At 54.1% G+C, this 20,981-nt stretch carries 23 protein-coding genes; 7 read left to right on the top strand and 16 right to left on the bottom strand.

Annotated elements, in window-relative coordinates; genetic code table 11:
* Nucleotides 1–177: 177 nt before the first annotated feature.
* Together dxs and Q371_RS13195 are read right to left on the bottom strand one after the other, a co-directional pair.
* On the bottom strand, nucleotides 178–2,073 hold the full coding sequence (dxs, locus tag Q371_RS13200) for a 1-deoxy-D-xylulose-5-phosphate synthase (RefSeq protein ID WP_084571424.1): 1,896 nt from the start codon (nucleotides 2,071–2,073) through the stop codon (nucleotides 178–180).
* Complete coding sequence (locus Q371_RS13195) at nucleotides 2,060–2,722, bottom strand: hypothetical protein (RefSeq protein ID WP_157442699.1); 663 nt, start codon at nucleotides 2,720–2,722, stop codon at nucleotides 2,060–2,062. Before Q371_RS13195 ends, dxs begins: the two co-directional genes overlap by 14 nt.
* A gap of 301 nt (nucleotides 2,723–3,023) precedes the next feature.
* On the opposite strand from Q371_RS13195, the gene rapZ reads away from it, so the two are divergent.
* The 4 genes from rapZ (at nucleotide 3,024) to Q371_RS13175 (ending at nucleotide 7,290) form a co-directional block, all read left to right on the top strand.
* Complete coding sequence (rapZ, locus tag Q371_RS13190; protein ID WP_034341444.1) at nucleotides 3,024–3,860, top strand: RNase adapter RapZ; 837 nt, start codon at nucleotides 3,024–3,026, stop codon at nucleotides 3,858–3,860.
* Between the two features lie 314 nt (nucleotides 3,861–4,174).
* Nucleotides 4,175–5,515: a gluconeogenesis factor YvcK family protein gene (locus Q371_RS13185; RefSeq protein WP_051964310.1), complete on the top strand. Its 1,341-nt coding sequence runs from the start codon at nucleotides 4,175–4,177 to the stop codon at nucleotides 5,513–5,515.
* A gap of 124 nt (nucleotides 5,516–5,639) precedes the next feature.
* Nucleotides 5,640–6,434, top strand: coding sequence for a glucodextranase DOMON-like domain-containing protein (locus Q371_RS13180; protein ID WP_034341342.1), 795 nt, complete (start codon nucleotides 5,640–5,642; stop codon nucleotides 6,432–6,434).
* Nucleotide 6,435: 1 nt separating this feature from the next.
* Nucleotides 6,436–7,290 (top strand): DMT family transporter, encoded by an 855-nt coding sequence (locus tag Q371_RS13175; RefSeq protein WP_034341340.1) that lies wholly within the window; start codon nucleotides 6,436–6,438, stop codon nucleotides 7,288–7,290.
* Between the two features lie 3 nt (nucleotides 7,291–7,293).
* On the opposite strand, the gene Q371_RS13170 is transcribed toward Q371_RS13175, so the two are convergent.
* Nucleotides 7,294–8,547 carry a DUF4127 family protein gene (locus tag Q371_RS13170; RefSeq protein WP_034341339.1) on the bottom strand — a complete coding sequence of 418 codons (1,254 nt, stop codon included), beginning with the start codon at nucleotides 8,545–8,547 and terminating at the stop codon, nucleotides 7,294–7,296.
* Nucleotides 8,548–8,593: 46 nt separating this feature from the next.
* Entirely contained in the window at nucleotides 8,594–9,031 is a 438-nt protein-coding gene (locus Q371_RS13165) for a hypothetical protein (protein ID WP_034341337.1), read from the bottom strand.
* Between the two features lie 104 nt (nucleotides 9,032–9,135).
* Here Q371_RS13165 and lepA point away from each other — a divergent pair, with 104 nt between their 5' ends.
* Nucleotides 9,136–10,929, top strand: a complete 1,794-nt coding sequence (lepA, locus tag Q371_RS13160; RefSeq protein WP_084571426.1) for a translation elongation factor 4 — start codon at nucleotides 9,136–9,138, stop codon at nucleotides 10,927–10,929.
* Between the two features lie 116 nt (nucleotides 10,930–11,045).
* Here lepA and Q371_RS13155 read toward each other — a convergent pair whose 3' ends face one another.
* From Q371_RS13155 to Q371_RS13135, 5 genes are all read right to left on the bottom strand, one after another.
* Complete coding sequence (locus Q371_RS13155) at nucleotides 11,046–11,771, bottom strand: alpha/beta hydrolase (RefSeq protein ID WP_051964305.1); 726 nt, start codon at nucleotides 11,769–11,771, stop codon at nucleotides 11,046–11,048.
* Nucleotides 11,768–12,556 carry a MerR family transcriptional regulator gene (locus Q371_RS25770; RefSeq protein ID WP_051964302.1) on the bottom strand — a complete coding sequence of 263 codons (789 nt, stop codon included), beginning with the start codon at nucleotides 12,554–12,556 and terminating at the stop codon, nucleotides 11,768–11,770. Before Q371_RS25770 ends, Q371_RS13155 begins: the two co-directional genes overlap by 4 nt.
* A gap of 91 nt (nucleotides 12,557–12,647) precedes the next feature.
* Complete coding sequence (locus tag Q371_RS13145; protein WP_034341335.1) at nucleotides 12,648–12,842, bottom strand: nucleoside triphosphate pyrophosphohydrolase family protein; 195 nt, start codon at nucleotides 12,840–12,842, stop codon at nucleotides 12,648–12,650.
* 9 nt (nucleotides 12,843–12,851) lie between these two features.
* Nucleotides 12,852–13,766: a ComEC/Rec2 family competence protein gene (locus Q371_RS13140; RefSeq protein WP_051964297.1), complete on the bottom strand. Its 915-nt coding sequence runs from the start codon at nucleotides 13,764–13,766 to the stop codon at nucleotides 12,852–12,854.
* The gene (locus tag Q371_RS13135; RefSeq protein WP_034341334.1) at nucleotides 13,763–14,011 is read right to left on the bottom strand and encodes a DUF3006 family protein; all 249 of its coding nucleotides are present in this window, start codon (nucleotides 14,009–14,011) and stop codon (nucleotides 13,763–13,765) included. Before Q371_RS13135 ends, Q371_RS13140 begins: the two co-directional genes overlap by 4 nt.
* Before the next feature lie 87 nt (nucleotides 14,012–14,098).
* Here Q371_RS13135 and Q371_RS13130 point away from each other — a divergent pair, with 87 nt between their 5' ends.
* Complete coding sequence (locus tag Q371_RS13130) at nucleotides 14,099–14,626, top strand: DUF1572 family protein (RefSeq protein WP_034341333.1); 528 nt, start codon at nucleotides 14,099–14,101, stop codon at nucleotides 14,624–14,626.
* 43 nt (nucleotides 14,627–14,669) lie between these two features.
* Here the strand turns inward: Q371_RS13130 and Q371_RS13125 are convergent, their stop codons facing one another.
* The 6 genes from Q371_RS13125 to Q371_RS27570 all read right to left on the bottom strand — a co-directional run bounded on the left by Q371_RS13125 (nucleotide 14,670) and on the right by Q371_RS27570 (nucleotide 19,068).
* Entirely contained in the window at nucleotides 14,670–15,863 is a 1,194-nt protein-coding gene (locus Q371_RS13125) for an aspartate aminotransferase family protein (RefSeq protein ID WP_051964295.1), read from the bottom strand.
* A gap of 199 nt (nucleotides 15,864–16,062) precedes the next feature.
* Entirely contained in the window at nucleotides 16,063–16,647 is a 585-nt protein-coding gene (locus tag Q371_RS13120; protein ID WP_034341332.1) for a GNAT family N-acetyltransferase, read from the bottom strand.
* A complete protein-coding gene (locus Q371_RS13115; RefSeq protein WP_051964291.1) occupies nucleotides 16,644–17,237 on the bottom strand; it encodes a GNAT family N-acetyltransferase in 594 nt (197 codons plus the stop codon). Before Q371_RS13115 ends, Q371_RS13120 begins: the two co-directional genes overlap by 4 nt.
* A 47-nt stretch (nucleotides 17,238–17,284) precedes the next feature.
* Nucleotides 17,285–17,713, bottom strand: coding sequence for a hypothetical protein (locus Q371_RS13110; RefSeq protein WP_034341331.1), 429 nt, complete (start codon nucleotides 17,711–17,713; stop codon nucleotides 17,285–17,287).
* A 100-nt stretch (nucleotides 17,714–17,813) separates the two neighbouring features.
* Nucleotides 17,814–18,638 carry a [LysW]-aminoadipate kinase gene (locus Q371_RS13105; RefSeq protein WP_034341330.1) on the bottom strand — a complete coding sequence of 275 codons (825 nt, stop codon included), beginning with the start codon at nucleotides 18,636–18,638 and terminating at the stop codon, nucleotides 17,814–17,816.
* Nucleotides 18,639–18,795: 157 nt separating this feature from the next.
* Complete coding sequence (locus Q371_RS27570; RefSeq protein WP_169743844.1) at nucleotides 18,796–19,068, bottom strand: hypothetical protein; 273 nt, start codon at nucleotides 19,066–19,068, stop codon at nucleotides 18,796–18,798.
* A gap of 111 nt (nucleotides 19,069–19,179) precedes the next feature.
* On the opposite strand from Q371_RS27570, the gene pdxR reads away from it, so the two are divergent.
* On the top strand, nucleotides 19,180–20,622 hold the full coding sequence (gene pdxR, locus Q371_RS13095) for a MocR-like pyridoxine biosynthesis transcription factor PdxR (protein WP_034341327.1): 1,443 nt from the start codon (nucleotides 19,180–19,182) through the stop codon (nucleotides 20,620–20,622).
* Here pdxR and Q371_RS13090 read toward each other — a convergent pair.
* Nucleotides 20,579–20,971 (bottom strand): hypothetical protein, encoded by a 393-nt coding sequence (locus Q371_RS13090; protein ID WP_034341325.1) that lies wholly within the window; start codon nucleotides 20,969–20,971, stop codon nucleotides 20,579–20,581. The two genes, pdxR and Q371_RS13090, sit on opposite strands and share 44 nt — an antisense overlap.
* Between the last annotated feature and the right edge of the window lie 10 nt (nucleotides 20,972–20,981).

Here is a 20,981-nt window from a genome sequence, read left to right as displayed (position 1 = left end):
GAGGCAGATTGGGTATCTTTGTTTTTAAATTCACAAGCACATTTTTCTCCATGTAACAACAAAAACGGACCCGAAGGTCCGTTTTTGTTGAACATTTCAAACTTGTTACACTTTCAAAGTGACCTGTTTTGAGGACAAAATCCAGAGGTTTTTGTAGGCCAATCCCAAAAAGCCCATTCAGATCTCTATGGGAACGTCTACACCCAGCTCTGCAAGGACCGTTCGAATGGCCTGAGCATCAATTCCGGCCTGGGCATGGATGGAGGAGACCTCTGCATGGTCATAGAACTGGTCAGGAATGCCCAGAACCCGCACTTTGGGACTGAGGCCCCGATCTGCCAGAAACTCCAAAACCGCTGAACCAAACCCTCCCATCTTCTGGTGGTCTTCAACCGTCACAATGGCTCTGGCGGTGCGGCCAATGTATTCCAGCATCTCCTCATCGAGCGGCTTCACAAAGCGGGCATTGACCAGACCCACCTGTGGAAGGTCTTGGACGGCTTTTCGGGCATACTCCAGAGCTTTCCCACCTGCCAGAACCACCACGTCTTCGCCGGGGTTCAGCCATTCCCAGGAACCCCACTCGATTTCAGGCCAGGTGCCTTCAGGAACCTGATCGGTGTTGCCTCTGGGGTAACGGATGGCCACAGGACCACCTTGTTTCATGGCGGCTTTGAACATTGCACGCATTTCAGAGGTGTCTTTGGGCAGGGCCACCGAAACATTAGGAATGGTTCGCAGGTAAGCGATGTCAAACACCCCATGGTGGGTTGCTCCGTCTGCTCCGACCATTCCCCCACGGTCAATGGCAAAGATCACAGGCAGGTCTTCGATGGCCACATCGTGCAGGACCTGATCGAATCCCCGTTGCAAGAAGGTGCTGTAGATGGCGACCACAGGCTTCAGACCTTGCAGTGCCATGCCTGCGCCCACAGTCACGGCCACGTCTTCAGCGATGCCCACATCGGTGTAACGGTGGGGATGGGTCTGGCTGTATTTCACCAGTCCAGAGCCTTCACGCATGGCCGGGGTGATCACAAACAGGCGTGGATCCTCCTTGGCCAGCTCGATCATGGCATCACCAAAAGCCGTGGACCAACTGTAACCTTTGCTGGCCGGTGCTTTGCCAGTGGTTGGGTCGTGCGGAACAGCACCGTGCCACTTGATGGGGTCTTTCTCGGCGTATTCCAGCCCTTTGCCTTTTTTGGTGACCACGTGCAACATGGTGGGGCCTTCAAGGTCTTTGACTTTGCCCAGAATGTACACCAGTTGCTCAAGATCGTGGCCATCAATGGGCCCGACGTAACGCACATTCATGGCTTTGAAAGGGTTGTCTGAAGCCGGATCAAAGAAGTTGCGTGCACTGTCTTTGGCTCTGGACATCATCTGGGCCAGAGGACGACTGAAGGCCTGAATGGCTTTCTTGCCTGCATCTTCGACATCCTGAAACCAGCGTTGCACTTGCAGGGTCCGCATGTACCGATTGAGGGCCCCCACGTTTTCCGAAATGCTCATTTCGTTGTCGTTGAGGATGATCAGCATGCGTTTTTGCTGGAAGCCAATCTGGTTGATGGCTGCCAGAGCCATTCCGCCGGTCAGGCTTCCGTCTCCGATCACAGACACAATGTTGTAATCCTGTCCGAGGGCATCTCTGGCGAAAGCCATCCCCAGAGCGTTGGCCAGGCTGGTGCTGGCGTGACCCACCGTGATGGCATCGTGTTCAGATTCGCTGACTTTGGTGAAGCCGGACAGGCCACCTTCTTTGCGGATGGTTTGCATGCGGTCGCGGCGGCCAGTGAGGATTTTGTGGGCGTAAGCTTGATGTCCAACATCAAAGAGAATGCGGTCTTTGGGACTTTCAAAAACGTGGTGCAAAGCGGTGATCAGTTCAACGGCACCCAGACTGCTGGCAAGGTGTCCACCTCCAGTGGCACACACCCGGATGATTTCCTGACGCAGTTCATCCGCGACCTGAGAAAGTTCTTCCCGGGAGAGGTTTTTGAGGTCCTCGGGTCCATTGATGTGGTCCAGTAGCACAATCGTGTCCTTTCCAGCAGGTTCATTGACCTGCATTGGTGCTTTTTAAGACGAAGCCATCCGGGGTCAGCACTTCACCGACATACGGTACAAAGTAAAACTCTTTTGACTCGGGCAGGATGTCCTTTGCCCCAATCAGTTGGCGGGTCACCACCCACACAGAGTACGACTGGTTGCTGGTGTTGAGTTTCACAGTGCGTTGATCGAGCACCGTGTAGCGGTACTCCACATCTGCTTTGTCACGGACACCGCGGCCATCCAGCAAGGTGATTTGGGTTTTTCCAGACCAGCGGGCACCCACCTTCCAGGCTTTGATGGAAGGGTATTCTTGCATGGGAGGGTTCAGGGCAATTTTCGCTCCAGGAACGGTCATGCCATGGAGGTACACCCCTTCATCGGTGTAGGTGCGGAAGTATTCTCGTTCCACGCCGCGACCCACCAGAGCAAAACGGGTGGCGACCTCCTCACCGAACAGGGTGTTGCCTTCCACGGTCATGCGGTATGGAGGGGCATCAAGCCGATCGTCCTGCAACAGGAATTCCCACTGAAGTCCCAGTTCGTGTGGGTAGAAGGAGGCTTTGGCGGTTGCCACGGTGACGTTCACTTTGCCAGGGTCCTGGGCCACCTGTGGAGCACATCCGAAAAGCAGCATTCCACTCAGCGCGACCACAGTTCCTCGTAACATAGATCTCATCATAGTTGCCTCACAGGGAAGGGGAATGTCATAAGATCTGCAAATTATATCCCTTCTGGACCACAATGCGGCTGTGAAAGCGCTTAGAAAGTTCAAGATTGTGTACAGGGATGCACATTGATGGCATGTGATCAGAGCATGGCCAGAGCTTTTGAGAACACCCATTTGTGAACATTCAGAAGTCTTGATTTTGAAAATCCGAAACAGAAAATTCAAAGAAGTGGAAAAGGGGTTTCCAGATTCCGCTGGTTTTTCACCCCAGCCTGAACAAAAAATGGGTACACTGCTGTTTATGGAAGTGGTGATCATCTCTGGACTCTCGGGCTCGGGCAAGAACACAGCCCTCAAGGCCCTTGAAGAAGCCGGGTTTTTTGTGATGGACAATCTGGTGCCTGACTTGTGGGACAAGATGTACGATCAGGCACTCACACACGGCATTCAAAAATACGCTTTTACGGTCGATGCCCGCATGTGGCCTTTTCTGGAAAACCTCGACCGCCACCTGCAAGACTTTCAGGAACGCTCCGAAGCCAGGGTGCTTTTTCTGGAAGCGTCTGAAGATGTGTTGCTGCAGAGGTACAACCTCACCCGCCGCAAGCATCCTCTGGGAGAACGTTCCCTGTTGATGGACTTCCACCGGGAAAAGGAAATGCTCTCTTGCCTCCGTGAGGTGGCCGATCTGGTGGTGGACACCACCGAACTGACCGAGAAACAACTGGCCCGCAAAGTGGAGCAAATTTTCAGCATCCACTCCAAATTCACCCTCAGGCTGTTCTCTTTTGGGTTCAAGCATGGGGTGCCCAGAGATGCCGATTTGATGCTGGATGTGCGCGGTTTGCCCAACCCCTTCTATGATCCACAACTGCGACCGTTGACCGGGCTGGAAGAAGGGGTCAAGAATTACGTGTTCACCCCTGAAACCCACACCTACTACCAGACCCTGGTGCATTTCCTGAGAAGCACCCTTGATCTTGCAGAAAAAGCAGGACGCCGGGCCTACACCGTGGCGATTGGTTGCACAGGAGGAAGACACCGCAGCGTGGCCATCACCGAAGCCCTCTTGCATGACCTTGCCGATTACAATCCACAACTCAAAGACCACAGGGACATTCAAAAAGGGGAATATTGACCCTGAAGGTGAGCGAGTTGGTCAAAGACCGTTAAAACTCCATGAGAAAAGTCTCTGGTGTTGGTCAGGTTCAAGGAGTACAGTGAAAAACAGCCTGCCAGCATGCATCGCCTGAGATTTTGGATGTTGCACCATGAAAAAGCGACCACCATGCTCACATCTTCAACCCGCTTTTTCGGCTATCCTTGAACCGACGATGAAGTGTTTCCCATACACTTGCTGCAAGTTTCGGCTGCAACACCAGATTTGAACAACCGTGTGCCCACCAGAGCAAACCGTCTGGACGTACACACTTCCCAATGGAGGATTGACACATGAATTGGCACCATGAAGTTCGCCGCATCAGCGAGCGGTCTGCCACAGCAGGAAGGGTGGCCAAATGGTTGACTCCAGGCATGAACGTCAAGCGCTACTTCTTCATTCTCATCCTGAGTCTGAGCATCTTGATGGTGGGTTTTCTGCACTTCGTGTGGACCGGACCTTACCGTTTTGTCGCCACCAAATGGATTCTGTTTCTCAACCAGTTCACCAATCCAGAACTGATGCCCCTGTGGGTGGTGGGTCTGTTCGTGACCCTGCTTGCCCTTGCTGGAGCCATCTGGAGTGTGCTCAACCTGAACCGCACCTTCCTGAAGCTGACAGGCCTTGAACCTTCACAGGCGGCAGACCAGATGTACTCCAAGAATGCCCTTGCCCGAGGTCCCAAAATCGTGGCCCTTGGGGGCGGAACGGGCCTCAGCAACCTGCTCTCGGGCCTGAAAGAATACACCAGCAACATCACCGCGGTGGTGGCGGTCACCGATGATGGAGGCAGCTCTGGGAAGTTGCGCCGTGACCTGCACATGATTGCTCCCGGAGACATGACCGATTGTTTTGCTGCCCTTTCAGACTCTCCAGTGCTGGCCCGGTTGCTGTTGCACCGTTTCAGCAGAGGAGAAGGCATTGAGGGTCACACCTTCGGCAACCTGATGCTGGCCACCCTCTCCGAAGAACGGGGCCATTTTGAAGGTGCTGCACACGACCTCAACGACATCCTGAAAGTGCGAGGGCGTGTGTTCCCGGCCACCCACGATCCTGCAGTGCTGGTTTCTGAACTGCAGAACGGTGAAGTGATTTTTGGGGAAAGCCAACTCGGGGAGCTTCGCAAAGGCCGAACCATCAACCGCATGCGCCTTGATCCTCCAGAAGTGCGTGCCCCCAGAGAAGTCATCGAAGACCTGCTGGATGCAGACCTGATTGTGATCGGACCAGGAAGCCTTTTCACCTCCCTGATTCCCACGGTGCTGGTCCCTGAAGTGCGGCAGGCGATGGCCCAGAGCAAAGCCAAGCTGGTATATGTCACCAACATCATGTCTGAACCCGGTGAGACCGATGACCTCAGTCTGGAAGCCCACATCGACATGCTGGTCAAACACATCCGCCGTGACCCGGATTTCATTCTGGTCAATGACAGTCCCTTGCAACCCGAGGTGCTGGGCCGTTACGAACAACAGGGAGCCCGTGAACTCAGCAAAGATCCACTGTCTGACAAATGGCTTGGTCGGGTGGAACGTGCCCCTCTGGTGGCCATTGGCAAAGGGCAACACGATCCTTATTTGGTGTCCAGAGCCATCACAGAACTCCTGACCAACCCCAGACGAAAATCCACCCTGTGAAGCGTTTACACCAGTTGCTGAAATCCCCTTTTGTCTGAAGCAGAGGGGATTTTTTCATGTTCTGGATGGTGTGTTGTCAAAACGTCCCCCTGACAATGGGTGAAGGTTGTTTTATACTGCCAGAGTGCTCATTTCTGCTGTCCTTGCCACCCTCCTGCTGAATGCCCCTGATCCCAGTGGCGACCAGAAAGGGGACGGAACCTACCACCTTCCTGAAAACCTGTCCAGCACAGAACTCAACACCCTTGACCTGCGCAACTTCACTGCCAGCGATGACAATGGCAAACTGACCCTCGAAGTGGGTCTGGGGGCTCTGGCCAACCCTCTGGGTGCGCCGATGGGGTTTTCCACTTCCATTGTGGACATTTTCATCAAAACGAGGGTGGGGGGCAGCGTCAAACTGGGCGAAACCGGTTTTGAAACCCCTCCGGGGCAGGGCTGGCAATACCACATCCACCTGTCCGGTTTTGAAAAGGAATTTTACCGGGTGCCCAAAATGGAGCCCGAGAAACTCAATGCATCCGATTTGCAGGTGAGTGCCTCTGGAAGCAACATCCAGATCAAAACCCCCATTCCAGCTGGAAAATACGAATACTGGGTGACGGTCAGTTTGTTTGATCCCCTCACCCCGAGCGGTCTGGTGGCTCCAGTGAACGACAGCAACCCTTTTCACCTGAGCAGCCGACTCAACAATCCACCTGTGCCTGTGGATGTGCTCTCTGAATCGGATCAAGGACGCCACTACATCCAGCGCACCCTGCCCGGAGTGGGCAACTTGCAAGACATCCGCCCATGGATTTTGCTGGCGATGGGCGTTCTGGGCATGATTGGCGTGGTGGTGGCCACCATCGTGTTGATGAACCGTCGCAACGCCCCTGCTGCAAAGCAAGACTACAAGTACGACGCAAAGCTGGACTGACATGCCTTACTTTCTGTTGCTCTTGGCTGCTGCCCTGTGGGGCACCCTCGGGATTTTTGGCAAACTGGCGGTCCAGCAAGGACTCACCCCTCTGGAAGTGGCTTTCTGGCGTGCCGTGATGGCCGGAGGTCTGTACCTCTTGCACAGCCGAATCACCCGGGATCCCGCTTTGAAGACCCCGGACATCTGGGCCACCGTGGTGTTTGGTCTGCTGGGAGGCAGTGTGTTTTACGGATCGTACCAGTTGGCTGTGAACACAGGAGGGGTCAGTCTGGCCAGCGTTTTGCTGTACACCGCTCCGGCTTTTGTGGCAGTCATGGCCACAGTGTTCCTCAAAGAAAGCTTTGGCCTGAAAAACGCCTTGCTGGTGCTCCTGACCATTGTGGGCGTGGCCCTGATCTCTCTGGGCGGAGGCAGCAAAGTGAGCGTCACACCTGTCAGTCTGGGATGGGGTTTGCTGGCTGGATTTACTTACGCCCTGTATTACCTGTATGGCAAGCTGTATTTTCACAAGTACACCCCGATCAGCCTGTATGCTCTGGCCTTGCCTGTTGCAGCATTGGGCCTGTATCCTTTCGTGGAGTTTCAGCCCAAAACTGCTGTGGCATGGGGGATTCTGGTGTGTATTGGGGTGTTTGCAACGTATTTTGCGTACTGGGCTTACAGTGCAGCCCTCAAACGCCTTCCAGCGGTGCAGGCCAGCGTGATTGCCAGCCTCGAACCGGTCATTGCAGCGGTTCTGGCAGCACTGGTGTTCGGAGAGGTGCTGGCCCCACTGGCTCTTGTGGGTGCCGTGGTGGTGCTGGGTGCTGTGGTGATCACCACCCTCCCTGCCCGTTCAAAAACCCAAGCCTGAATCTCAGGGCAAAGCCCGATCCAGTTCGAATTCCCACTCAAAAGACCTTTCCCAAGGGAGTCCTGCACCCTTCACCACAAAACCCGAGAACAGTTTCAGCTCGGGCAGTTTGTTTTGCAGGTATTCCCAGGCCTCTTTGGATCCCATCTGGTTTTCCTGAAAGTGCTTGCGGATGTCAGGTCGGACCATCGCGCTGAACCACACGTCATTGGCATATTCATAGGCCAGCACTTCCTGCTGACGTGTGGCATCCACGCCAGAAAGGGCCAGTTTGGCATGGGAAAGGGCGGTTCCCAGATTGTTGCCCGGTGTTCCCCAGCCAGAGAGGCTTAAAAGTTGTGGGGTTTTGCCCAGCGTGGTCAGGTCTTTCCAGAGCCTAAAGGTCCCCTGATTGACCCGGTTCACATCCACCACCGTCAGAGGACCTTTGATCTGGTTCAGGGCCACTGCAGTGAACCTCGGGTCGTCCTGAACACCATTGAAAACAAAAAGGGTCAAGTCAGCATTCCCATTGACAACCTGAAAACCCACGCTGCCTGCATGCAGTTTCACGCTTTCGGTCAATGGAAGGCCATCGTACTTGATGACTTCTTTGGCTTTTTCAGGATCGGAATATTGCACTTTTAAGGTTCGGGTTTCTGGACTCAGGTAAGTGGCGACCAGAGCACTGGCCACTTCGTCTGCGCCGGGATACAGGTGGATGTTGGGTGCCAAGAGGGATTTTAAGCTGTTGGCTTCTTTAACCGCAGGAGAGCCAGACACGGCATCGTCCCACGTCACCCTCAAATCGGTGAAGATGCCATCTTTGGCCCACCCCATCATTTCGCGGATCACGGTCAGGTTGCGTTCACGGTATTTGGCGTCCGGATGCCTCGGGATGGTGATGCTGGCATAAACCGGTTTTCCGGTTTCCAGTTTCCATTTTTTGACCACCTGCAATCGTTCAATGGCCTCTGTTGCAGGCAGGTCCACGCCTCTGGACTGCACCAGTCCGCCATAAGCCACACTGTCCAGAGAAACGATCAGGACTTCGGCATCCTTTTGCTGCGAAATCCAGTTCTGAATTTCCTGAATGTCTCCAGAGACCTGACCTCTGCCCAGACGGTACCACGGCAGGACGTGGGTTTCTTTTCCTTTCAGGGCAGCCAGTTTGACCGGGTAAATTCGGTTGACCGGACGGCTGTCCAGTGGCACCAGAGCCACTTGCGCGTAAGCAAAAGAACACATGAGTGCAACGGAAATCAAAAGCGGTTTCATGCTCTACAGGTAGCACAGCCTCCCTGAGATGGGATGAGGAGTGTGTTCACCTTTCCAGAGGGCGGTGGGTTTTCAGGCGTTCCAGAACCTCTGGTGCAGAAAGGGCATCAAAAAAGATCAGGTCTGAAGGGGCAGGATGGGGAAGGTGCAGGTGCAAAAATTCCAGCCAGTAAGCGAGTTCTCTTTCGGTTCCTCTGCCTTCCAGCAGAAAAGCGATGATTTCCAGAAATTCACTGTCCTGCACATCAGGAAAATACTGCACAGGACTCATGGCAATTTCTGCAAAGTCATGGGCATCCAGAGCCCCTGAAATTCCACGAAAATGTGCATGCACATACTGCTGGCCGGTCAGGCGGTTGAATTCTGTAAGCAAGGGGCAATCTGGTTGCTCTGACGCATCCTGAAGTTGCTGGGCCAGATGGGCCACCTGACCGATCAACTCCAGATCCAGCACTGGAGGTAAAAATTCAGTCCGAAGGTTCATTCAAGCATGGTAATCCATGCCCTCTTGCAGAAAAGCCCACAAATGAAGAACACTGACCAGCAAAGCATGCAGTGATTTTCAGCAAGTCGTTGTACACTCTTTACGTGAACGTACGGAACTTCAGCATCATCGCGCACGTGGACCATGGGAAAAGCACCCTGGCAGACCGCATCCTCGAAAAACTCGGGGCAATGGGAGAGCGCGACAAGCGAGACCAGACCCTGGACACCCTGGAACTGGAACGCGAGCGTGGCATCACCATCAAGAGCACACCTGTGCGCCTGACCTACAAGAGACCCACCGACGGGACCGAATACACCTTCAACCTGATCGACACCCCCGGACACGTGGACTTCAACTATGAGGTGTCCCGCAGCCTCTCCGCCTGTGAAGGCGTGTTGCTGCTCGTGGACGCTTCTCAGGGTGTGGAAGCGCAAACCATCGTGAACGCTTACCTCGCCATCGACAACAACCTGGAGATCATTCCGGTGATCAACAAAATCGACCTTCCGGCTGCAGACCCCGAATCTGCCGCCAGAGAGCTCGAAGATGTGATTGGCATTCCTGCAGACGACGCCATTCGTGCCTCTGGCAAATCGGGAATTGGCATTGAAGAGATTCTGGAAGCCATCGTGGAGCGCATTCCCGAGCCGCCCGGAGATCCCGAAGCCCCCCTCAAGGCCCTGATTTTTGACAGCTTCTATGATGCTTATCAGGGCGTGATCAGCTTCATTCGTGTTCTGGAAGGAACCCTCCGGCCCAAAGACACCATCATGATGTGGTCCACGGGCAAGACCTTCGATGTGGACAAGGTGGGTTTCTTCTCACCCGGTCTGGTGGTTGGAGATGAACTGAAAGCCGGGGCCGTGGGATGGGTGGCAGCCAGCATCAAGGACATCCATGATGCGCTGGTCGGTGACACCATCACCCAGAAAGACCGACCCACCGATACGCCCTTTCCGGGATTCAAAGCTGCCCAACCGGTGGTGTTCTCGGGGCTTTATCCCACCAGCACCGAAGATTACCGCAAGCTGCGTGAAGCACTGGAAAAACTGCAACTGAACGACGCTGCCTTCAGCTTTGAGCCAGAAACGTCAGAAGCTCTGGGATTCGGTTTCCGTTGTGGATTCCTCGGGCTGCTTCACGCCGAAATCGTGCAAGAACGTCTGGAGCGTGAATTCGATCTGGACCTGATCGCCACCGCCCCCGCAGTGGTCTACCGCCTGACCCTCTCGGATGGGACCGTGCTGGAAACCCAGAACCCCGCAGAATTTCCCACCCGTGACCGCATCGAACTGATTGAAGAGCCTTACATCAAGCTCTCGATCATGCTCCCCGAGGAGTACGTTGGGCCTGTGATGCAACTGCTGCAAGAGCGCCGGGGCGTTCTGATCACCATGAATTATCCCGGTCGCCGCGTGGAACTGCTCTATGAGGTCCCTTTTGCAGAGATCCTTTATGATTTCCACGACCGCCTGAAATCCATTTCGCGGGGTTATGCCAGCATGGACTACGAGCAGATCGGTTACCGCGAAGGGGATCTGGTGAAGGTGGACATCATGGTCAACAACGAACTGGTGGACGCTCTGGCCGTGATCATCCACGAAGACAAGGCCTACTCTCTGGGCCGCAAAATCGTGGACAAGATGGCCGATGTGATCCCCAGACAGATGTGGGCGGTTCCTGTGCAGGCCACCATCGGAGGCAAAATCATTGCCCGTGCCACCGTGAAAGCCTACCGCAAAGACGTGCTGGCCAAGTGTTACGGTGGGGACATCTCCCGCAAGAAGAAACTGTTGGACAAGCAGAAAAAGGGCAAAGCCCGCATGAAGCAAATCGGAACCGTCGAAGTGCCACAAGAAGCTTTCCTTGCGGTCCTTTCCAACGACGACGATTGACCCCTGCTTCTTACCCCCTGCTTCTCGTTTCACTCGAAGTTGTCCCCCTCTGGCGAGGGGGATTTTTTGGATGCTGGACAGAGCGAAGTTCAGCCAGAGAAAGCTGGAGGTTGCAGCTACTTCAGGTGCTTTTTCACAAAGGCTTTCACAGCGTCCCAGGTTTCTTTGCCTCCAAAAATGGACATCTCGGGATGCAGGATGCTGGCCCCGTGCTTGCCGAATTTGTCGGGGACGTACAGGGTTTTCTGTGGGCTTTTGACGGCTGTAAAAATTGCTCTGGCAGCTTCGGTCTCGCCTTTGGCACAGGTGATGAACACTGCAGTGCGCTGCACTTTTTTGGCAGCATCTTTGATGGCAGTGTTCCCCTCACCATATTCGTCAGGTGAAAAGCTGAGAAGGGCCCTGACCTCGGGATGCTTTGCAGCCACCACAAAGACCAGAGCCGAAGAATAGCTGCTCCCCATGAGCCAGATGGGTTTGCCGGGATGTGCTTTCTGGGCCCATGCAATGGCTGCATCAAAATCTGGCAGGGTTTCGGTGTAACTGTAGGTTCTGCTGGCACCTTTCACGGTCTGGTTGTCCGCTCCAAAAAGGCTTCCTCCAGAGCGTTGGTCAAGGGCGAGACCTGCAAAGGCCATTTTGACGAACTCGGGCGCAATGGGGGCATATTCTGCTTTGTTGGAACCTGCCTGATGGAACATCAGCAAGACCGCCTTTGCTTCAGGGTTTGGATAATGCAGGGCATGCAGGGTCACACCGTCGCTGGTTTTCAGGGTGATGGGACGCTGGGCAAGGGACAGACCACTGAACAACATTCCACCGACCAACAGCAGCTTTTTCATGTGGGTTCTCCTTCGATCACACACCAGATCTCGGTGATGGGTTTTTCTCCGTCCCCCAGTCCGGCCAAATAACTTTCACACCATGGACTGAGGCGTTTCAGGGCATGCTTTTCCACCCAGGCTTCCAGTGCCTGATAAGCCAAATACAGGTGGGTGTAATCTCCCACATGCAGGGTGCTGAGCACCGTTCCAGAGAATCCTTGCCGTGTGTCTGATCCACTGGTATGCACAGGCAAGCAAAAAATGGCCTGATACTGGTCCGGATCAAAGCCCCCCTGCGGAGGATGATGGGTGTATGGGGACCCTGTGGGTTTCAGGCGGTGCGCTCTGGCCTGTTCCAGCAATTGCTGGTGCACCCGTTCCCGGTCCTGTTCACAAGTGGCCAGTGAAGTGCTGTGCTGCAGAGCCAGAACACTGTAAGGTGACCGGTGCTGTACCTGCACCGGATGATCCTGCATGTCTTTCTGGGCGAGATAAAGGCGCTGCAGCAATGCCTGCTGCTCACGGATCTGAAATTCCAGTCTTGTGGCATGGTTGTGCAGGGCTTGCTGCACTGTGAGGTCTGCCTGCGCCACCTGCTGCACCTCGTCCAGAGGCAGGTCGAGTTCCCGCAAACTCCGGATGCGTTCGGCCAGGCCCCTCTGGTAAAAGCGGTAATAACGGTAGCCGGTTTCAGGGTCCACCACCGCAGGCAGCAGCAAACCTTCGGCCTCATAAAAACGCAAAGCTTTGACGCTCAGGCCAGTCAACTGGGCAAACCGACCAATGGAAATCAGCTTTTTCATTCCCCTCCTTTGACCTCAGGGTACAACCCGTCCCCTGCAGGAGGGTCAAGCAAAACCTCCCCTGAGGAGGGGAGGAGCGAAGCGGGATGGGTTACAGCAAAGCCTCAAGCCGTTCCTGACGCACCAGTTTTTCCATCACCAGAGCTTGCAGTTCCACGCTGGAAATCCCGTGGGTGGCGGCCAGAGAGAACACCACTTCCAGCAGATCGGTCAGGGTCTCAAGGGATTCGTTCTGCAGGTAAGCATCGGTGTATTCACGGAGGGCGTTTTTCAGGTCTTCTTCCATGGGGTCATTTTATTGTTTTTTGCCTTTTTCGGTTTGAACCCGGTAATTGCCGTTGGCATCCACTTCAATGGTGACCATGCCGTTTTTGTCGGTGCGGTACACCGATTTGCTGTAGGCTTTGTACAGCTTCAGGGCCTCAGGGGCAGGGTGTCCATAGTTGTTGAGACCCACCCCGATCACGATCACCTGAGGTTGCAACATGGACAGAAAATCAGCGTTGTCGTTGTGTGGGCTGCCGTGGTGGGCGCTTTTGTAAACGTTGATTCCGGTCAGGATTTTGCTGTACTGGTTTTTCCAGCCTTCCATGGTGTCTTTTTCGCTGTCTCCGCCCAAGAAGGCTTTGAACGTGCCCCTCTGGATCAGAATGCCCACACTGTTGGCGTTCTGGTCATCGCCCAGACCTTTGGGAATGTCCAGCACACGCAGCTTGATGCTTCCCAGATCGATGGTCCGGTCCTTGGCCACCAGACCTTGTGCTTTGACTTTTTTCACTGCAGCAGTGAGTTTCCTGAAAGCCTGCGTATCGGCAGCAATTCCGTTGTTGATGAAGTAGGCAGGTTTCAGTTTCACGGCTTCATTGAGGCCATTGATGTGGTCGAAATCTCCATGGCTCGCCACCATGATGTCCAGTCTGCTGAGGCCCAATTCAGCGATGGCTTCCTTCATGCGGGAGGTGCTGCGACCACCGTCGTACAGCATGGTTTTCCCCTGTGGACTGGTGACCAGCACAGCATCGCCTTGCCCGACATCCAGAAACTGGATTTTCATGAGCCCTCCAGAGGGATCAAATTTCTCTGAAGGTCCTGTGGGTGTAGGGGGGGTGCTTCCTCCACTTCCAGAGTCCTGATCGGGTTTCAGAAGGTAATATCCAGCCAGCAGAAGGCTCAAAATGAGCACCATCACAGGGGGCAATTTGTTGTTCATATTTTGAGGTCTCCCTCGGGAGCATCTGCATTGAGGTCTGCCAGAGCGGTGATGGCTTCTTGCTGGGCTTGCCGGGTGGACTGTTCATCCAACACAAAACGAAACCATCCGGCTTCCTGTTCCAAAAACAGCACATCCCCCACTTTCACTTGTGGAAGCAACTGCACAGGAAAATCCAGCAAGTGATCTCCGTGTTCCAGACGCACGAAGCCGTTTTCGAAGCCTTCAACAATCCACTGGGTCATGGGGTCATTTTAGGGGATTTTGAGAGACCTCCTGCCCATCCGTAAAGGTTTCACTTTTGCCTCTGGTCTTCGGGTTTAAAGTCAATCATGGATGAATTGAGCTTGCATTACCTGAATACGGTCCGCAAAGTGTTCACCAATTACCGCAACATGGCTGAAAAAGCCATGGCCCAGCTTTCGGATGAACAGTTTTTCTTCTTGCTCGACCCTGAAAGCAACAGCACCGCATTGATTGTGAAGCATCTGGCGGGAAACATGCGTTCCAGATGGGAAAATTATCTGAGTGAAGATGGTGAAAAGCCTGACCGCCACAGGGATCAGGAATTCATCATGGATGGAGACACCCGAGCATCCCTGATGGCTGCGTGGGAAAAGGGTTGGACTCTGGCTTTTCAGGCTCTGGATGATGTGCCTGATTTGCACTACAAAGTCAAAATCCGTGGTGAGGACCATACCATTCTGGAGGCGATTGAGCGCCAAATTGCCCATGTGTCCTACCATGTGGGTCAAATGGTGTTTCTGGCCAAGCACTTGAAAAGTGAAGATTGGCAGACCCTGAGCATTCCCAGAAACCAGAGCCAGCAGTTCAACCAGCAGATGCAAGACAAAAAATAAAAAATGGGGTCCCTGACTGAGGACCCCAGCAAAATAAAGAAGTTCAGCCTTCTACATTCTCCAGCACGGTTTTGAATGCTGCTACAGCCTGATCGATTTGCTCGTAGGAAATCGAAATGGGGGGCAGGAAGCGCACCACCAGAGGGGTGGCCTGCAGGGTCAGGACGTGGTGCTCATGTTCCAGAGCGGTGATGTAGGGGGCACTCTTCTCTTTGAGTTCCACGCCGATCATCAGGCCCAGACCGCGCACTTCGCGGATTTTGGGGCTGCCAATTTCACGCAGTTTTTGCATGAAGTGGTTGCCTTTTTCTTCTGCCTGCTTCCAGAGCTGGTTGCGCTTCATGTAGCGGATGGCAGCCACACCTGCAGCCATGGCCAGAGGGTTACCGCCGAAAGTGGTGCCGTGACCGCCTTTGGGCATTTTGTCTGCCACTTCGGCGTTCATGGCAAAAGCACCGATGGGCACCCCACCTGCCATGGCTTTGGCGAGGGTCATGCCGTCAGGGACCACGCCAGAGTGCTCGCAGGCGAACATTTTTCCGGTGCGGCAAAAGCCAGTCTGGATTTCGTCCAGAATCAAGAGGGCACCTTTTGCTCTGGTGAGTTCACGGGCAGCCTGAATGAATTCCACAGATCCGGGGCGCACGCCACCTTCACCTTGCACAGGCTCCATGATCACTGCGGCGGTGTTGTCATCGATGGCGGCTCTCAGGGCTTCAATGTCCCCGTAGGTGATGAACTCCACGTTCTGGTCCATCACGCCTTTGAAGGGCTCACGGTATTTGGGCTCCCAGGTAAAAGCCAGAGCACCCAGGGTGCGCCCAGAGAAGCCGCGTTTCATGGAGATGAATTTGGTGCGTCCGCCGGTGGCGGTCACGGCGAACTTTTTGGCAGCCTCCATGGCTTCGGTGCCTGTGGAGCACAGGAACACCCGGTTCAGGCCCTCTGGAAGCACGCTGACCAGTTCATCAAGGAATTCGGCTCGCTTGTCGTTGGGAAGGGTCTGGGGCATCACCAAGAGGGTTTCGGCCTGCTCTTTGATGGCTGCCACCACATCGTCATTGCAGTGTCCGATGTTGGCCACACCATAACCGCCCACGCAGTCGATGTAAGCATTGCCTTCGCTGTCCCACACGGTGGCGTCTTTGCCTTTGACCATCACGACCTGGTGCTTGTTGTACACGCCGCTGTCGTATTTTTGTTCGAGTTCCAGCCAGTTGGGGGTGGTTGCAGTCATGTGCTTCTCCTTGTTGCCTTATTTTAAAGGGTGTGGATGAGGGTCAAGCTGAAACTTCTAGCGTTTCAGACGGTGCGGTTTTGGCATAAATATGCGTTGTTCAAACCGCGGTTTTCCTGCCAGTGGCTTTCGGATGCCATCACAGGAAACATGTTCCATTTTGCCCATCCAGAGCACTTTTGAACAGTACCATTTTTGCTCAGGGTTTGGGACCACTTTGCATCAAGGACACCATGCCCTGCATGCGCTCCAGGTTCACCTGATCCCGCAGGATTTCCATCCAGACTTTGTCAAAACGTTCATCCCCCAACAAAGCTGCCCCCCGGCGGCGTCCCACCTCGCGGAAGCCCACTTTCAGGTAGGCCTGAATGGCCCGAGGATTGAATGAATATACAATCAGGTCAATGTTGTAGAGGTTGAGGTGGAACATCCCATATTCCACCATCAGTTGGGTGGCTTCTGTCCCATAACCCTGACTCCAGAACTCTGGGTTCCAGATGCAAATGCCAAAAGTGGCGGTTCCTGAGCGGTGATTGATGCCAAACAATGAGCACGTTCCAATCAGGAGACCTTCCAGTGTCAGAATTCCAAAAGTGACATTGTTCGGATCGTTGAGGGTGTTCTCATACCACTGGTGCTCCTCTTCCAGAGAAGTGGTCTTTCCATACCCATACATGTACATGGTCATGGCTGGATTCTGGAAATAAGGCGCAATTTCAGGAATGTCGGTGCGTTCCACCACACCCAGCATCACTTTTTCCCCTCGAAACAGGATGGGCCTCATGGGGTGCCTCTCTGCGCTCTGGTGCCAAAATACCGGGTCCTCAGGTGGGACAGGTCCACTTCATCCCGCACAATGTCCATCCACGTGCCATCCAACCTTTGTCCACCCAGCACAAAGCAGCCTGTTCGTTTGCCGAGGGTCTGAAACCCTGCTTTTTCATAGGCACGGATGGCCCGGACATTGTTGCTCAAAACCAGCAAATCAATGTTGTAGAGGTTCAGGTGAAACATGCCGTACTCCACCATCAGACGGCTGGCTTCTGTTCCATGGCCTTTTCCAAGGTGTTCTTGACGGAAGATCACAATCCCCAGACCTGCAGTTTGCTGGTGATGGTTGATGCTTTTCAGGGAAACGGTACCCATCAGTTGCTCTGTTTCATTGAGGAAAATGCCAAAATCCACCCGCGCGGGGTTTTTGTGGTTCTGTTCATACCACTGGGTCTGGCTTTCCAGAGACACAGGTGCTGCAAATCCTCCAGAAAGTGTGGCGATTTCCACACCATTGATGTGTTTGTAAATTTCGGGAAGGTCTTCTTTTTGCAATTGGCCCAGAAAAACCTGCTGTCCTGGCATGATTTTTGGTCTGCTCATGTCTCAGCTTAGAACAGCAGGTTTTGGGGTGTCATGGTCTGTCTGGCTTACTTTTTGCGACCCACCAGAAAGTACACGGCATCTTTCTGGTAAGAAGTGAACAACAAAAGGATTTTGCCTGCATCGTTGGTGAATTCACTGCGGGTGGTGGTTCCAGAGGTGGTTCCTGAGGTTTTGAAATAGCCTGCCGCGGCAAAGTTGGTTTCCAGTTGCTGCACAAATGCAGGAGCCAACTTGGTGGTGATGCCTGTGGCCACATACAACTGGTAATCGGTGTAACGTGCGCTGTCGTTGCCAAGGCTTTTGGCAAAATTCATGGCGTATTGAACATTGGTGTATCCATACGTGCCTTTTGGAACAGAAATTTTGCTGTCCAGGGTTGCCGCGATCGAGGTGACCACCAGCATTTCAGCGACAGTTTGGGCCATTGCAACAGGGGCCAGCATCAAGGTCAGGGCCAACAAGAATTTTTTCATGGTTTCATGATAGCGGGCTTGTGTGCAGGGCAGGTGAAAAGCAAAACCTCTGGTCCGGAAGAAGTGGACCAGAGGGCAGCAAGGGTCAGGTGGAGAAGATTCAGTCTGCTGCGTTCGCTTTGTCTGCAACGACAGTGCCACGTCCAGAGAGGGCTGCAGACACCGGACTTTCAATGCGGGCATCTCCGAAGATCACACGGCCCACGCCTCCGGCCACGGCTTCTGCGGCGCCCAGCACTTTTTTCTTCATGCGGTCCTGTGCGAAACCCATGTAGGATTCCACATCGGTGGCGGGAATGAAGGGGATCAGGCTGTCCTCATTGGGGTATTCGCGGAGCAGGCCGGGAACGTTGGACAGCATCATCAGGGTGTGGGCTTTCAGCGCTGTGGCCAGAGCTGCTGCTGCGCGGTCTCCGTCCACGTTGATGGCCACCCCTTCGTAGCTGCTGGCAGGGGGAGTCAGGACAGGCAGATAGCCGTTGTCCAGCAGGAGTTCAATCAGGTGGGTGTTCACTTTTTCAACGGTGCCGGTGTGGTCACCGCGCAAAAGTTTGACTTTGCCATTTTCCACGCTGCGCACGCTGTCTTTGTGCTTGCCTTCAAAGACCCGTCCGTCCAGACCGCTGAGGCCCACAGCATTGACGCCCAGTTTTTGCAGGCGTTCCACAATGCCTTTGTTCATTTTGCCGCAGTAGACCATTTCGAAGATTTCGATGGTTTCACGGTCGGTGAAGCGGCTGGTGTAGCCACTGGGAGAGGTGATGAAACGGGGGGGATGCCCGAGGGCTTCTGCCACCCGGTTGGTTTCGGCACTGCCGCCGTGCACCAGGATGAGTTTTTCCCCGGCTTTGTACAGCGCTGCAATGTCTCTGCACAGCGCGTCGTAGTCGATGCCTAAAGATCCGCCAACCTTCACGATGATCATAATGAATGCAGTATGGCATACATCTGTAAACAAAATCAAGACTAAAGTTTTCAAATGTTAAGTTTTATGTGCTTCGAATCTGACACTTGAAAAGTAACGGCTCTGGATGTCCAGAGCCGTGGCACGCAAAACGCTTTGTGGGATGCTGTTCAGTGTCTCATTCGCACAGGACCCAGTCGTAGTCCTGATCTGCCTCAAGGGTGTTCTCGGTGTACTGAAAACTGTTCTTGGCAAAAAGCATGTGGGTGCCTTCAGCCATCATGAATTCGGCTTCATGGCCCACAGTGCCCATGTAAAAACCATCAATGAAAATGTCCATGCTGGCCTCACACAGGTTCTTTACTTTCAACATGTGGACGCCCTCCAGAGCCAGCGAAGAACCTGCCATCCACAACCCCACCACAGCCATAAAAATCTTTGCATGACGCATAAAATCCTCCTCTTCTTCAAGATAAAAGGGGGCTGTTTTCAGAAGCGTAAGACTTGCTCACATTTCCTTCAGGCTAAAGAATCCCTAAACCGTCTCAGATACACTACAGGGGTGCTCCGAGAACTTTCCCTTTCGATTCAGCGGTCTTCTGCAACACCTTTGCATCAGCAAATTCGGGATCAACTGCGCAAAAGCATCTTGCAAGGTCAACTGGTTGCTGGAACCCGCTTGCCTTCCAGTCGCGATGTGGCCCGAGCGCTCGGGGTGACCCGAAACACAGTGATTGCTGCCTTTGAAGACCTGATGGCCGAAGGGTTGCTGGTGTCCAGACAGGGTTCAGGCACGTTTGTGCATCCCGAGGTGCTGGCCCACACAGAAGGCATGCCTCCCATCGAACGGGATCCCACATGGATGAAAAAACCCCCTCTGGCCTTGCCGGTCAGCTCGCCCATCAAAGCGGGCACCATTGCATTCCGTGCAGGGCAGCCCAGTCTGGAAGCTTTACAGCAAGACGAATGGAAATCCCTCTGGCGTGCAGTGGGCAACCGTGCTTTTCCAGTGGACTACGGGGATCCTCAGGGGGAAGGGGAACTCCGGGAGCAGGTGGCCCTTTTTGTGCGCAGGTCCAGAGGTATTGCCTGCACTGCCAAGGATGTGCTGATCACCTCTGGGACCATTCATGCCCTGAATTTGATTGCACAGGTGACCCTAGAACAAGCAGACCCTATGGCCTTCGAAGAACCGGGATTTCCTCTGGCCCGTGAAGTATTCAAGCGCCATGGGGCCACTGTGACAGGAATTCAGGTGGATGAAGACGGTCTGCGCGTACAGGACCTGCCCACCGAACAGCCTCCAGTGCTGATTTACACCACTCCCAGCCATCAGTTTCCTCTGGGTTACCGCATGTCCTTGCCCAGAAGGGAAGCCTTGCTGCGTTATGCGGCCACACACGACAGCCTGATCCTTGAAGACGACTACGAAAGCGAATTTCGCTTTGATGCCCCTTTGCCTGCTCTGGCCTCCATGGACCGACATGGACTGGTGGCCTACATCGGGACCCTTTCCAAAGTCCTGTCGCCTGCCATCCGGCTTGGATACCTGGTGGCTTCAAGGCCCCTGATTGAACGCATCACCCCACTGCGGCAACTCGGGGATTACCAGCATTCCGATGTGCTGCAAACCCTTGCTCTGGAACTGCTCAAACGGGGCATGCTGGACCGTCACATCAAAAACATGCGCAAGGTGTATGCCCAGAAAAGACAGGTGCTCAGAGACGCCCTCAGGGAAACGGCAGGTTTGTGCAAACTGATTGGCATTGAGGCAGGTTTGCATGGTTTTCTGGTGCTGCCAGAGCACATCCCTTACCAGAAGGTCATGGAACGTTGTGCAGAGCGTGGGGTGCTTCCAGAAGCTCCAAACCGATATTACGCAACCCATGCACCCCTCAATGGTCTGGTGCTCGGGTATGGAGGACTGTCCATCCCTGAGATTCAAAAAGGAGGCAAAGTTCTCAGCGAGGTGATTCTGCAACTGGCTTCAGAACATGCAAAATGAGGCCCAGCAGCACAATCGCCCACCATGCTTTTTTCACCATGCCCATCCCAAGGGTCCATCCCACCTGCAAAGTGTCCATCGAGACTCCCCACCAGAAAAGCAAACTGAGCACAGAAACCATCAAAACCGAAAGAAAGGCCAGCATGATCCCTTCCAATACGCTGGTTTTTCGATGACCTGACCTGACCCAGAGCACACCCAGCACAGGCAACACCCCTGCAGCGACACAGACCACCAGCACTCTGGCCATGCGGGCAGCAATGAAACCTGCTTCTGTGGGAAAGATTTGCATTCCAAAAAAAGCCCCGATGGCTCCCAGTAAGGTGCAGATCAGGGCAAACTTCAACATGGACAGGCTT

The organism is Deinococcus misasensis DSM 22328 (assembly GCF_000745915.1).
Classification (GTDB): Bacteria; Deinococcota; Deinococci; order Deinococcales; family Deinococcaceae; genus Deinococcus_C; species Deinococcus_C misasensis.
This window is presented reverse-complemented; position numbering and strand designations above follow the sequence as displayed.

Coding starts and splice junctions, on each gene's coding strand:
- dxs (WP_084571424.1), bottom strand. CDS start 2,073: ATGCAGGTCAATGAACCTGCTGGAAAGGACACGATTGTGCTACTGGAC.
- Q371_RS13195 (WP_157442699.1), bottom strand. CDS start 2,722: ATGTTACGAGGAACTGTGGTCGCGCTGAGTGGAATGCTGCTTTTCGGA.
- rapZ (WP_034341444.1), top strand. CDS start 3,024: ATGGAAGTGGTGATCATCTCTGGACTCTCGGGCTCGGGCAAGAACACA.
- Q371_RS13185 (WP_051964310.1), top strand. CDS start 4,175: ATGAATTGGCACCATGAAGTTCGCCGCATCAGCGAGCGGTCTGCCACA.
- Q371_RS13175 (WP_034341340.1), top strand. CDS start 6,436: ATGCCTTACTTTCTGTTGCTCTTGGCTGCTGCCCTGTGGGGCACCCTC.
- Q371_RS13170 (WP_034341339.1), bottom strand. CDS start 8,547: ATGAAACCGCTTTTGATTTCCGTTGCACTCATGTGTTCTTTTGCTTAC.
- Q371_RS13165 (WP_034341337.1), bottom strand. CDS start 9,031: ATGAACCTTCGGACTGAATTTTTACCTCCAGTGCTGGATCTGGAGTTG.
- Q371_RS13155 (WP_051964305.1), bottom strand. CDS start 11,771: ATGAAAAAGCTGCTGTTGGTCGGTGGAATGTTGTTCAGTGGTCTGTCC.
- Q371_RS25770 (WP_051964302.1), bottom strand. CDS start 12,556: ATGAAAAAGCTGATTTCCATTGGTCGGTTTGCCCAGTTGACTGGCCTG.
- Q371_RS13145 (WP_034341335.1), bottom strand. CDS start 12,842: ATGGAAGAAGACCTGAAAAACGCCCTCCGTGAATACACCGATGCTTAC.
- Q371_RS13140 (WP_051964297.1), bottom strand. CDS start 13,766: ATGAACAACAAATTGCCCCCTGTGATGGTGCTCATTTTGAGCCTTCTG.
- Q371_RS13135 (WP_034341334.1), bottom strand. CDS start 14,011: ATGACCCAGTGGATTGTTGAAGGCTTCGAAAACGGCTTCGTGCGTCTG.
- Q371_RS13130 (WP_034341333.1), top strand. CDS start 14,099: ATGGATGAATTGAGCTTGCATTACCTGAATACGGTCCGCAAAGTGTTC.
- Q371_RS13125 (WP_051964295.1), bottom strand. CDS start 15,863: ATGACTGCAACCACCCCCAACTGGCTGGAACTCGAACAAAAATACGAC.
- Q371_RS13120 (WP_034341332.1), bottom strand. CDS start 16,647: ATGAGGCCCATCCTGTTTCGAGGGGAAAAAGTGATGCTGGGTGTGGTG.
- Q371_RS13115 (WP_051964291.1), bottom strand. CDS start 17,237: ATGAGCAGACCAAAAATCATGCCAGGACAGCAGGTTTTTCTGGGCCAA.
- Q371_RS13110 (WP_034341331.1), bottom strand. CDS start 17,713: ATGAAAAAATTCTTGTTGGCCCTGACCTTGATGCTGGCCCCTGTTGCA.
- Q371_RS13105 (WP_034341330.1), bottom strand. CDS start 18,638: ATGATCATCGTGAAGGTTGGCGGATCTTTAGGCATCGACTACGACGCG.
- Q371_RS27570 (WP_169743844.1), bottom strand. CDS start 19,068: ATGCGTCATGCAAAGATTTTTATGGCTGTGGTGGGGTTGTGGATGGCA.
- Q371_RS13090 (WP_034341325.1), bottom strand. CDS start 20,971: ATGTTGAAGTTTGCCCTGATCTGCACCTTACTGGGAGCCATCGGGGCT.